The 11,954-nt window shown below is 36.7% G+C and carries 13 protein-coding genes; 4 read left to right on the top strand and 9 right to left on the bottom strand.

Annotated elements, in window-relative coordinates; all coding sequences use genetic code 11:
- Positions 1–110: 110 nt before the first annotated feature.
- The 8 genes from AB1278_RS22610 to AB1278_RS22575 all read right to left on the bottom strand — a co-directional run bounded on the left by AB1278_RS22610 (position 111) and on the right by AB1278_RS22575 (position 7,598).
- Positions 111–938 carry a hypothetical protein gene (locus tag AB1278_RS22610; RefSeq protein WP_202841784.1) on the bottom strand — a complete coding sequence of 276 codons (828 nt, stop codon included), beginning with the start codon at positions 936–938 and terminating at the stop codon, positions 111–113.
- 1 nt (position 939) lies between these two features.
- A complete protein-coding gene (locus tag AB1278_RS22605) occupies positions 940–1,779 on the bottom strand; it encodes a hypothetical protein (protein ID WP_202841783.1) in 840 nt (279 codons plus the stop codon).
- A 1-nt stretch (position 1,780) separates the two neighbouring features.
- Positions 1,781–2,668: a hypothetical protein gene (locus AB1278_RS22600; protein ID WP_202841782.1), complete on the bottom strand. Its 888-nt coding sequence runs from the start codon at positions 2,666–2,668 to the stop codon at positions 1,781–1,783.
- Positions 2,669–3,208: 540 nt separating this feature from the next.
- A complete protein-coding gene (locus tag AB1278_RS22595; RefSeq protein WP_202841781.1) occupies positions 3,209–3,547 on the bottom strand; it encodes a hypothetical protein in 339 nt (112 codons plus the stop codon).
- 41 nt (positions 3,548–3,588) lie between these two features.
- Entirely contained in the window at positions 3,589–3,951 is a 363-nt protein-coding gene (locus AB1278_RS22590; RefSeq protein WP_238349662.1) for a four helix bundle protein, read from the bottom strand.
- Between the two features lie 7 nt (positions 3,952–3,958).
- On the bottom strand, positions 3,959–6,004 hold the full coding sequence (locus AB1278_RS22585) for a S9 family peptidase (protein ID WP_202841780.1): 2,046 nt from the start codon (positions 6,002–6,004) through the stop codon (positions 3,959–3,961).
- Between the two features lie 172 nt (positions 6,005–6,176).
- Positions 6,177–6,917 (bottom strand): uroporphyrinogen-III synthase, encoded by a 741-nt coding sequence (locus AB1278_RS22580; protein WP_034691594.1) that lies wholly within the window; start codon positions 6,915–6,917, stop codon positions 6,177–6,179.
- Positions 6,918–6,929: 12 nt separating this feature from the next.
- Positions 6,930–7,598, bottom strand: coding sequence for a DUF4271 domain-containing protein (locus AB1278_RS22575; RefSeq protein ID WP_110008374.1), 669 nt, complete (start codon positions 7,596–7,598; stop codon positions 6,930–6,932).
- 239 nt (positions 7,599–7,837) lie between these two features.
- On the opposite strand from AB1278_RS22575, the gene AB1278_RS22570 reads away from it, so the two are divergent.
- The 4 genes from AB1278_RS22570 (at position 7,838) to AB1278_RS22555 (ending at position 11,244) form a co-directional block, all read left to right on the top strand.
- Complete coding sequence (locus AB1278_RS22570; RefSeq protein WP_343643901.1) at positions 7,838–8,554, top strand: polyprenol monophosphomannose synthase; 717 nt, start codon at positions 7,838–7,840, stop codon at positions 8,552–8,554.
- Between the two features lie 5 nt (positions 8,555–8,559).
- Entirely contained in the window at positions 8,560–8,928 is a 369-nt protein-coding gene (locus AB1278_RS22565) for a DUF4296 domain-containing protein (RefSeq protein ID WP_238349660.1), read from the top strand.
- A gap of 66 nt (positions 8,929–8,994) precedes the next feature.
- Positions 8,995–10,125, top strand: a complete 1,131-nt coding sequence (gene tgt / locus AB1278_RS22560) for a tRNA guanosine(34) transglycosylase Tgt (RefSeq protein WP_202841775.1) — start codon at positions 8,995–8,997, stop codon at positions 10,123–10,125.
- 6 nt (positions 10,126–10,131) lie between these two features.
- The gene (locus AB1278_RS22555) at positions 10,132–11,244 is read left to right on the top strand and encodes an LptF/LptG family permease (RefSeq protein ID WP_034691587.1); all 1,113 of its coding nucleotides are present in this window, start codon (positions 10,132–10,134) and stop codon (positions 11,242–11,244) included.
- Here the strand turns inward: AB1278_RS22555 and AB1278_RS22550 are convergent.
- Entirely contained in the window at positions 11,238–11,951 is a 714-nt protein-coding gene (locus tag AB1278_RS22550) for a biotin--[acetyl-CoA-carboxylase] ligase (RefSeq protein WP_137904422.1), read from the bottom strand. The two genes, AB1278_RS22555 and AB1278_RS22550, sit on opposite strands and share 7 nt — an antisense overlap.
- Positions 11,952–11,954: the final 3 nt, after the last annotated feature.

Below are 11,954 nucleotides of genomic sequence, written 5' to 3'. Positions count from 1 at the left end.
ACAGTTTCCATCTGAAGATTTTGAAATGTAAAAGTAATGATAACAAAGATTTTTATACTATATAAAGAGGATGTTACAATGAACATCCTCTTTATTATTCTGTTATTGAATTACAGTTTTTCTATACTGATAAAAGTTCCGTCTGTAGGAACAATTTTATAGACATCAGCCACAGTCAGAATAGAAACTCCTCCTGAAACCTGAACTTTCAACTGATCTCCTTTGTCAAACATAGACAGAAACTCCATGGTTCCCACCCTGTTTGCTCCTGCAGTAATTAATATGGCTTCATTTAAAGCAATATCATTTCTCGCAAGCACATTTCCGTTCTTCAAAGCTCTGAAAGAAATGGTTGGCGGGCTGACATGTATCCCTGAAGTTTTTACTTTTAAACTAATCAGCACCCTGTAGAGCCCTGATTCTTTAAAAGTAAAGTTGTTGAAATTGCTATTTACGATCCCCTGCGGATTAATGATCCCAAGTTTATCCATATCCTGTGTATTGTCATAAAATCCGAACGGGACATCTTTTTCTCCACATCCGATAAGCACACAGGTTACAGAAGGGAAGTCGCTTTCTGCCATTGCAGGATTCATACTGGCGCGGGTTGTTCTTCCTCCGCTTTCATAAAAAGTGGGTTTCCACTTCTCACCATCATAGACAACCACTCTTTTGATGTCCTTTCTGTATAAGATCATTCCCTGCATGCCTGGGTCATCATTGAAGTGATCTGGCTGAATGGCATTGTAAAGAGGTAGTTCAGTTTCATAATTTACTGTCGGGATCATCATCCCTTTAGATTTTGCTGCATTATCTTCCTTATTGACTACACTGAACATTGCATTGGCACTTGAGCTTGCATTACTGCCTACTGTGACTTGAGAAAAGGATATTGATGCTATCAGTAAAAGTGTGAATATATATGTTTTCTTTATCATATTAGTTCAGTTTTTCGATATAGATATAAGTGTCTTTATCATTCATTTTAAAATTTACTCCGGTTCCGAGGTTCAAACCCGTGTCAGCCTGAATTCCGCCTCTTAGGCGGATCTGGTCACCTGCATGAAGATATTTGGTGGTAGAAAAGCTGTTCACAGAATTGGAGCTGCCTGCTGTAACCACCAATCCATAAAGTAAGAAACTGTTTTCATGAATTTTTTGCCAGCCATCTGCTAATGCATTTACATAGAGCGCCTGCAGGGATACAATTGTAGCTGCATTTCCTACAGAGAGACCGCCTGCACTGCTTGTTTTTACGGAAGGATTAATTCTGTAAAAACCATCAGAAGGAATGGTAATCTCGCCATTGCTATTTACAGTAAGCCCAAGGTTATTGATGTTATTTCTGTCAGCATCATTTAAAATGTTGAACTGTAGAGTGGGGCGTCCGGTAATTCCCAGTACATTGGCAACAGTCAGATCAGCTGCATTTGATCCCAGGATACTTAGATTTTTATAATTTTTAATACTCCTTTCGGTAACTGCCAGCCATCGGTAGCCGTCATATTTTACAACGTCTTTTATTTCTTTGTTATAAAATACCAGTCCATTATCACTAGGGTTGTTCTCATATAAATCCGGATGAGAGGCATTATAATTAGGCAATTCGGTATGATTTTCGACAACAGGAAGTATGATTCCCTTTGTCTTACTTTCTACCTGTAACTGGGCTCTTGTATGAATTTTTTCCGGGTTGTCACCCATTTTTACCTGAGCATATCCCAGGCTTCCCAGGGCTGTTAAAGTTAATATGTTGAGTGCAATTGCTTTCTTTGTCATCTTAATCACTTACTTTGGTAAATATTATTTCTCTTGGATAGAATGAGGCGATATTAGTATTTGTAGCAGCAGTTAAGGTAACAACTACAGATACTGTGGCAAGAGGAGATTGAATTCTGGAAACAATATAATCACCGGGATTCAATCGGATTCGGGTTGTTGTAAATGCCGCCGTGTTGGTATCTCCGCCAATTCCCAGGATTCCGTAATAATCAGGCGAAAAGGTGGTTAGTTTGACTTCATTAAAACTGTTGTCAGGCTGCTTAAGATAAGCTCTTAACTGATACTGCGGACCGCTGGTCAAAGAAACGGCACCTCCTGTTTTGGAGGGTACATTTAAGTAAATGTCATAAACACCTGCCTGATTAATAACGAATTTTGCATTGTCAAAACTCTGGTCTGTATAGAGTCCTCCTCCCGGAACAACCGCAGTTTCTCTTATTATACCGAGATTGTTGTAAGATTTCTGCCCGTCAACAGGCGCACTGAACCCAAGCCCCACATGTCTTCCACATCCGAGAAGAACACAAACGACACTGATTTCTTCATCAGCATTAGACAAAAACCTGGACTGCTTCATCTTGAAATCTGCAGCAGTAGGTTCATTGTTCCATTTTGCTCCGTCATAAGAGTAAAAAGTGGCATGTGTTTTTTCAAACATCATCATCCCTGTCATTTCTGGATCAGAGGCAGCTGGTGCATAGAGAGGAAGATTGTCTGGAGAAGATACTTCAGGAAGCATCATACCAAAATTTTTACCCCCATATTTCCCGTCTATCTGTAAAATAGCCTTGTTGTGAATTTCAACAGTGGGGTTTTTGGAAACCCCTACTTGTGAAAAGGCTAAATTAACAATGATCAACATCAAAGAGGTGTTAATTTTTTTCATGGTTTGATTTCTATTTAAATTTTAATCTGTTTTTTTTCAGAAGAATTTTTTCGAAATACATCGTTTTTCAATTGTTTGGTTTGTGTAGTTTTTATTCAAATTTTATCCTCCCCGACTCATTATGTGAACCGGAGTTATCATTTGCTTTGTTGTTTTTTCAGACTTATACATCTTGAAGAAATGACCATAATATCTGAGGGAAATTGGCCGCAGAAAAGGGCCAAAAGAATGTGGTCTTAGTGTGACTAAAATACAACTCTCATGTGGTACCATCCAATCAAAATGAGAAATATTATGTGAGAAACGTTCTATTTGTAAGAAAGGATTCTGATAATGACCTGGAAATGAATTGGTTTAAAATTTAAATAAGTGTTTAAATTTTTACTTAGAATTTAAATAGCCATATTGATTTTGTTTAAAAAAATAGAGGCAAGTTTTTGGCTTGTCTCTATTTCGTTAATAAAGTAATGTTATTTGGATAGGTTTTGATAATTATTACATGGAATTTTTATCAAAACTCTAAATTGATGCATTTACGGCTTAGATCAGTTCTTCTTCCTGAAAATACTGGATAATCGCCTTTTTCATAAGCAAAGTCTGCTCATTAGGTTTGAGTTCCGGAAGTTCTTCCACAGTTTCAAAGTGGGGCCATCCGTCTTCATAGTGGGTAAATTTATAATATCCAAAAGGCTCAAGCAATCTGCAGACTGCAATATGAATCAGGTTTACTTTGTCTTCTTTTGTATATTTTTGCTGGCCGCTTCCCAGCTCCTGCAACCCTATCAGAAATAAGAGGGTTTCAATGGGCGGATTCTTCTCAGTCTGAAAATTATCTTCGAAGAACTGTTCTATTTTTTTCCAATATTCGGATTCGTTCATAATATATTTAAATGATAAATGATAGTTGATCAATGATAAAGTTAGTTCTTTAGCATTTTTCTATAGGAAGAAGTTACTTTCAGTATTTCTTCAGTTTTTGTTTTTATATCTGCTATAATTTCTTTTTGAACATATTCCAGTTCCTCTAACATTTCAAGCCAAAACAAAGTTTCATCAGTTTCTTCAATCACGATAGATATTTTAGAAAACCGCTCAGCTTTTGATCTTGCTCTGCACATAGCTCTATAATTAGCAGCCATAGAAGTAGAAGACCGGAATATTTGTTTTCTGATCACAGAAAAGGCTTCATTAGGTGGAAGTTTAGAAAATTCTTTAATGATCATGATGGCTAGCTGCTTTGTTTTAAGAGCAAAAATTGTATTATAATCCGGGCTATCCATCATTTATCATTTATGAATTATTATTTATCTTTAACAGAAACGCATACTCCAGTGCATCTTCTTTCAGAGATTCAAATCTTCCGCTTGCCCCTCCGTGTCCGGAGCTCATGTCGGTTTTGAAGACTAAAATATTATTATCTGTTTTTAATTCTCTCAGTTTTGCCGTCCATTTTGCAGGTTCCCAATACTGTACCTGAGAATCATGAAATCCTGTCGTGATCAGCATGTGAGGATAATCTTTAGCCTCTACATTATCATAGGGAGAATAGTCTTTCATATAATGGTAATATTCCTCGTCATTTGGATTTCCCCACTCATCATATTCTCCGGTTGTCAACGGAATCGTATCATCCAACATTGTTGTAACAACATCTACAAAAGGTACCTGTGCCACAATTCCGTTGAATAACTGAGGTTCATAATTTACCACAGCGCCTACCAGCAATCCGCCGGCACTTCCTCCCATGGCATACATATGTTTGGATGAAGTATAATTTTCTCTGATCAGGTATTTTCCGGCATCAATAAAATCAAAAAATGTATTTTTCTTAAACAGCATCTTCCCGTCTTCATACCATTCTCTTCCCAGATATTCTCCACCACGGATGTGAGCAATAGCATAAATAAATCCTCTATCCAGCAAAGACAATCTTACATTGGAAAAGCTGGCATCAACAGTATGTCCGTAGCTTCCATATCCATATAAAAGAAGGGGAGTGTCAGGTGATTTCTTAGTGTCTTTATGATATACCAGTGAAATAGGAACTTTTGTCTTTCCATCTCTTGAATCTGCCCAGATTCTCTCCGAAATATAATTTTCAGGAGCAAACTTTCCACCCAAAACTTCCTGTTGTTTCAGAAGTTTTGTCGTCTTTTCCTTCATGTTGTACTCATATGTGGAACTAGGCTGTGTAAGAGAAGTATATCCATAGCGTAAAATTTCCGTATCAAATTCCAGATTGATCCCGATATAAGCCGTATAAGTAGGATCGGAGAAAGGTAAGTAGTAAGATTCCTGTGTTTTCTCATCAATGATTTTGATCTGAAGCAATCCTCTTTCTCTTTCCTCAAGAACCAGATAATCTTTAAAAATTTCAAAACCTTCCAGTAAAACTTCTGCACGGTGCGGAATCACGTCAACCCAGTTTTCCATACCGCAGTTATCAATCTTTGTCTTTACAATCTTGAAATTGATCGCATCATCCGCATTGGTAATGATATAAAATTCGTCTTTATAATGCTCTACTGAATATTCAAGATCATCTATTCTTGGCTGGATCACCGTCCATTCTGCAAATACATTGTCAGAAGGGATAAAACGGTGTTCATCCGAAATAGTGCTTGAGCTTGCAATGAAAATATACTCTAATGATTTTGTCTTAAATACATTGACATCAAAAGTCTCATCTTCTTCATGGAAAATCAGAACATCTTCCACTGAATCTGTTCCCAGCTGATGTCTGTATACCTGAAATGCCCGAAGACTTTTGTCTTTTCTGATGTAAAAAATATGCTGGTTATCATTCGCCCAAACAGCTTTCCCTGTGGTATTAGGGATCGTATCCGGCAAAATTTCTCCTGTCTTTAAATTTTTAAAATTAAGTGTATAAATTCTTCTTCCTACATCATCTGAAGAAAAAGAGGCCAGTTCGTTACTGGGGCTTACTGCTACACTTCCTACTTCAAAAAACTCTTTGCCGTCTGCCAGAATATTAACGTCGAGTACAATTTCCTCATCATTCTCAAGGCTTTTATACTTTCTGCAGAAGATAGGATATTCTTTGCCTTCTTCATAACGCACAATATACCAGTACTCATTAAAGAAATAAGGCAGAGACTCATCATCCTTTTTATAGCGGGCCTTCATCTCTTCGAAAAGCTCTTCCTGAAGAGCTTCCGTATCTTTCATGATGAATTCTTCGTAGGCATTTTCTTCCTCAATGTATCGGATAACTTCAGGGTTTTCCCTTTCATTCAGCCAAAAGTAATTATCAGTTCTTCTATCGCCGTGTTTTTCTAGTATTTTTTCAATTTTTTTTGCCTGTGGAGCTTTCATCCGGGGTATTTTTATTTTTTTATTGAATAGAATGTTCTTATACTTTTTTCTTCTGAAAGTAAGTAATTTAAGCAGAAATCCTTTCAATATTAATTTTTGTTCAAATTTAGGTAAAAAAAAACCATCTTTCCTTTATTGAAAAGATGGTTCATTGTATTTTTATAATTAAAGACTATTTGTGAAGTGCTTTAATATACTTTTCAAGGGCCATTGTCATAGAAGGAGTTTCCTTCGTAGGTGCCATTAAATCTACTTTTAATCCTGCTTCTTCTGCAGCTGCCAAAGTCGTGTTTCCAAAAACTCCGATCTTTGTTTCATCCTGCTTGAAGTCAGGGAAATTTTGTTGTAGCGATTTTATTCCCTGCGGACTGAAGAAAATCAGCATGTCATAATCTTTGACATTGATATCTGTAAGGTCGCTGCATACGGTACGGTACATAATTGCTCTTGTCCAGTCTACATTAGATGCATCCATGGTTTTTACAATATCCGGGCTCAAAACATCTGAAGATGGCAGCAGATATTTTTCAGTCGGGAATTTTTTGAAAAGAGGAAGCAGGTCCGAGAAGTTCTTCTCCCCAAAGCTGATTTTTCTTTTTCTGTACACGATATGCTTTTGAAGATAGTTGGCAATTGCTTCCGACTGGCAGATGTATCTCATCGTATCCGGAACGGCAAAACGCAATTCCTCTGCTAGCCTGAAGTAATGGTCAATCGCATTTTTACTGGTAAAAATAATACCGGTATACTGCGTCAGATCTATTTTCTGTGTTCTGAGCTCTTTATTGTCAACCCCTTCGACGTGGATAAATGGACGGAAATCAATCTTTATTTTTTCCTTCTTCGCTATATCCAGATATGGAGAAGACTCACTAGGCGCTGGTTGAGAAACCAATATAGACTTTATTCTCATCATTGACTTTTATTAAAAAAATAACAACTTCCAAAGCAATAATAATGGTGCGATTTGGAGGGTGCAAATATACAAAAATTTATAATACCATTTTTCAGGAAGAATCTTGTTCTTGTGAAATAAATAGAAAAAAACTTTGAAAATGAATACAAAAGCGAAGAAGCAGAAATAATATAAAAACATTTTATTTCTGTCTATCGGGAAGTAATAATGGGCTACACAAAGAATTATTAGCAAAAATGAAAGAATGAAATAAAACTTTGTGGAGGTAAAATAAAAAATAGTCCATTTTTTTCCATCCCCTATACTTTGGTAAAATAAAAAGCCTAATGTTGATTTTATTACATAAAAAAGCAGCACTGCCAGCAAAGTATAACCCAATTTATTAAGCTGATATCCCAAAAGCTGAAGATCTGCAATATATTTCGGTACTACAGGTACATACTGTGAAATTAATACAGACAGAGTAAGTGTGGTCACACAGGAGGTGATGATCCAGCTGGGAAGATTATTGCTGGCATCAAAATATTTCTGAAGCAGAAAATCTCTGAGGCTGGCATCTCTTTCTATGACGTTCATCATAAAAACGTATAAAAAAATACAACCCACAAGGATAAAGATTACCCAATCATTATTTTCAGGTATTCTTACGTGATTGATGAAGTGTTGTGATGATGGCAAAATTTAATTTTTTTATTTATTATTTAACTTCAGATAACACAGCCGGCACAGATTTTCCTGTCACCAGATCCATGAATTTGCAGTTAAAATATTTGCTCTCATCGATTTTACGTATTGTTCAGATCTGTTGAATAAAAGGATCTGTTTCATCCGCTTAATCCCCGAGAAATATTTTTGCAAAATTATAGATTATTTTGTATAAAATAAAAAGGTTAAATAAACTATCTTTGCAAACTGAAATGAAAAAACTCGTCATCATCCCGACCTATAACGAAAAGGAAAATATTGAAAATATTATTTCCGCAGTTTTTGCATTGGAAGACGACTTTCATATCTTAGTAGTAGATGATTCTTCTCCCGACGGAACAGCAGAAGTTGTGAAAGAATTGCAGAAGAAATATCCACATTATCTCCACTTGTCGGTAAGACATGTGAAAGATGGACTGGGAAAAGCTTATATTCATGGATTTAAATGGGCCATCGAAAATAAATATGATTATATTTTTGAGATGGATGCCGATTTTTCACACAATCCTAACGATCTGCCGAAACTTTTTGAAGCCTGCAGAAATGCAGATATGGCCATTGGCTCCCGTTATTCAAAAGGAGTAAATGTAGTGAACTGGCCTATGGGAAGAGTATTGCTTTCTTACTTTGCCTCAAAATATGTAAGGTTTGTACTAGGCCTTCCAATTCATGATACTACAGCAGGATTTGTCTGCTTTTCAAGAAAAGTACTGGAAGAAATAGGATTGGATAACGTAAAACTGAAAGGATACGGATTCCAGATTGAAATGAAATTCAGAGCTTTTAAAAAAGGTTTCAGAATTGTAGAAGTTCCTATTATATTTACCAACAGGATTTTAGGAGAAAGTAAAATGAACGGCGGAATTATCCATGAAGCAGTTTTTGGAGTATTGAACTTAAAATGGAAATCACTCATCAACAGATTATGAAACTGATGAAAAAGTTAATCTTTATTTTCGTTTTACTGAGCCTGTTTTCGTGTGGCGATTATATTGATAAGCCCAAAAATCTGGTCGATAAAGGTTTGATGGCAGAAATCATTGCTGATCTTGCGATCAACGATCAGGCTATCTTTATCTATCCTGACAAAAATATGGAAGCAGGGACAAGGGCTGTTTTGAAATCATATAAGGTAAAACCGGATGATTTTGTAGACAGTTTCAAATACTATGTAATTAAAGAAGAAATGGACGGGATCGCTAATGACGCACAGGAAATATTGCTGAAAAAAGATCCCAAAGCAGATAAATATGTGAAGGATAAGCTGAAACAGAATGGTGCTGTAATGCCTGTAGTAAGGTAAAATGGACACAGAAGTTTCTGCGATACAAAAAATCACTGGTAAAACAGTGTCTAAACAAGTATAGAGATGAAATTTTTTAATATAGAAAAGACCTCTGAAGGAAAAGCAAGAGCAGGGGAAATTACCACAGATCACGGGAAGATTCAAACTCCTATTTTTATGCCTGTGGGAACTGTAGCAAGTGTGAAAACAGTTCATCAGAGAGAATTAAAAGAAGACATTAAAGCTCAGATTATTCTGGGAAATACTTATCACCTTTACCTTCGTCCGGGCATGGAAACGATGCAGGATGCAGGTGGTTTGCACAAATTCATGAACTGGGATCTTCCTATCCTTACTGATTCTGGAGGTTTTCAGGTATTTTCATTGGCAAGCAACAGAAAGATGACAGAAGAAGGTGCGAGATTCAAATCTCACATCGACGGAAGTTACCACATGTTCTCTCCGGAAAGATCAATGGAAATTCAAAGACAGATCGGAGCCGATATTTTCATGGCTTTTGATGAATGTACACCTTACCCTTGCGATTATAATCAGGCAAAATCATCGATGGAGCTTACCCACCGCTGGCTGAAAAGATGTATTGACTGGACGAATGATAATCCTGAATTATACGGACATAAGCAAAGGCTTTTCCCGATTGTTCAGGGATCTACCTATTCTGATCTTAGAAAAATCTCTGCAGAAGTGATTTCCGAAGCAGGGGCAGAAGGGAACGCGATCGGAGGACTTTCGGTAGGAGAGCCTGAAGAAGAAATGTACAGAATCACTGACGAAGTGACAGATATCCTTCCAAAAGAGAAACCAAGATACCTGATGGGAGTAGGAACTCCGTGGAATATCCTTGAATCAATCGGGCTGGGAATTGATATGATGGATTGTGTGATGCCAACGAGAAATGCAAGAAATGCAATGCTTTTCACATGGCAAGGGGTAATGAACCTTAAAAATGAAAAATGGAAACGCGATTTTTCGCCTTTGGATGAATTTGGAACCAGTTTTGTAGATCGTGAATATTCAAAAGCGTATCTTCGCCACCTGTTTGTATCTAAAGAATATCTGGCAAAACAGATTGCTTCGATTCATAACCTTGCATTCTATCTTGATTTGGTAAAAGTAGCCCGAGAACATATTATTGCAGGTGATTTCTATGAATGGAAAAACGCTGTAGTACCGGTTCTTAGACAAAGACTGTAAGAGAATATGCTTAAAATTGTAGACAGATATATCATTAAAAAATACCTTGGGACTTTCAGTTTCATGTTGGTATTATTGTCTATAGTCGTATTGGTAATCGATGTTCAGCAGAAGATTCCAAGGATAGAAAATGCCAAGGCCATTGATCCGAAATTGGATCTGACCTATTTCCTTATCCATTTTTATCCTTTCTGGATCATCAATCTTGTGGTGACTTTCCTTTCCATTCTGGTATTTATATCGGTAATTTATTTTACCTCCAGGATGGCAAATAATACTGAAATTGTTGCTATTATCAGTAGTGGAGCCAGTTTCCACAGGTTTTCCAAACCTTATCTGGTTACTTCCATTTTTATTGGATTGATCGCCCTTGTGGTGTACCATATGGTGCTGCCATGGGCCAATATCAAGAAAAATGAACTGGAAGCGTATACGTATAATGCAGCCAATAAAGAAAAGATTTTAGGAACAGCACCTGCTTCTTCACAGCTGAGTAAAACGGAGTATATCTTTGTCGATTCATGGAATAAAAGAGAAAAAAGAGGGTCAAGTTTTGTCTATCAGAAATATGATAAAGACAGAAAAATGACCTATGAGCTGAAGGCAAGTGAAGTGTATTGGGATAAAGCTAAAAAACAGTTTGTTTTAAATAACTATCTGGAAAAAACAATCAATAAAGACAATACCGAAAAACTCGGTAACGGAATAGAATTAAGGAAAAATTACGGGCATTCTCCGGAAGAACTTTTCCCGAATGAGCTTTTGGGACAAAATAAAACCACTCCGGAACTTTTGAAATTTATTGAAAGGGAAAAAGAAAGAGGAAACAGCAACCTGAACTCTTACCTGAATGAACTTCACCAGAGAACTTCCATGCCTGTTTCAATTATTATTCTGACATTTCTGGCGCTTTCCCTGTCATCACAGAAGAAAAGAGGAGGATTAGGAGTCAATCTAGCCATCGGTATTTCATTGGCCTTCATTTTCGTGTTTTCATTCGAAGCCTTAAAAGTGGTTTCGGAAAATAAAAGTTTGTCTCCAGCTGTAGCCATGTGGCTGCCTAATATGGTGTTTTTGCCGCTTACCCTTTATTTGTATATCAAGAGAGCCAATCAGTAAAGTAATTTTACTTCTTTGTGATAAAAGGAATGCATTCCGTCTTCCAGTTCGATCCATAGTTCACCCTTTTCGTCTGCACGCCGGATAATGCCATTTTGTCGCGCTTTTTCAATTTCAAAGACCGATATCTGATCTTTTCTGAAAAGGTTTTTATTAAATCCATCCAGGATTTCCTGATCTGAAGGTATGTTTTTAAGCTTTTCACACAAATATTCATGAAGGTTTAAGGCAAGTTCTTCCAGGTCAAATTGCATCCCCGTCTGCGTCAGAAGTGACCCTGCATTGGATATTTCATCAAAATTTTCCTGCAGAATGTTGATTCCGGCTCCTATGATGAAATAATTATTTTGATTAATTTTTTTCTTTTCTATTAAAATTCCAACGATTTTTTTACCTTTAAGGATAATATCATTCGGCCATTTGATTTTTACCTCAGAGTCAGACAATTTGGCAAGGAAATCCCGGATCACCATTGCGGTATAATAATTGAACATAAAGTCGGAGCACAGGATGTTCTGAGTATTCACTGCCAGCGTATAAGCCAGATTTTTTCCGGCGGTCTGAGTCCAGATATTTCCATACTGACCACGGCCTTTAGTTTGATTAAAAGTATGAAGCCCTATAAAATTTGAATCTCCGTAAAGTAAAAACTTTGATATTTCGTCATTAGTAGAAGAACATTCTTTCAGGTAAAAGAGTTGGCTCATTTA

Source organism: Chryseobacterium sp. NRRL B-14798 (assembly GCF_050470705.1).
Taxonomy (GTDB): domain Bacteria; phylum Bacteroidota; class Bacteroidia; order Flavobacteriales; family Weeksellaceae; genus Chryseobacterium; species Chryseobacterium cupriresistens.
Note: the sequence above shows the minus strand (reverse complement) of the source record. Positions and strands in the feature narration are given on the sequence as shown.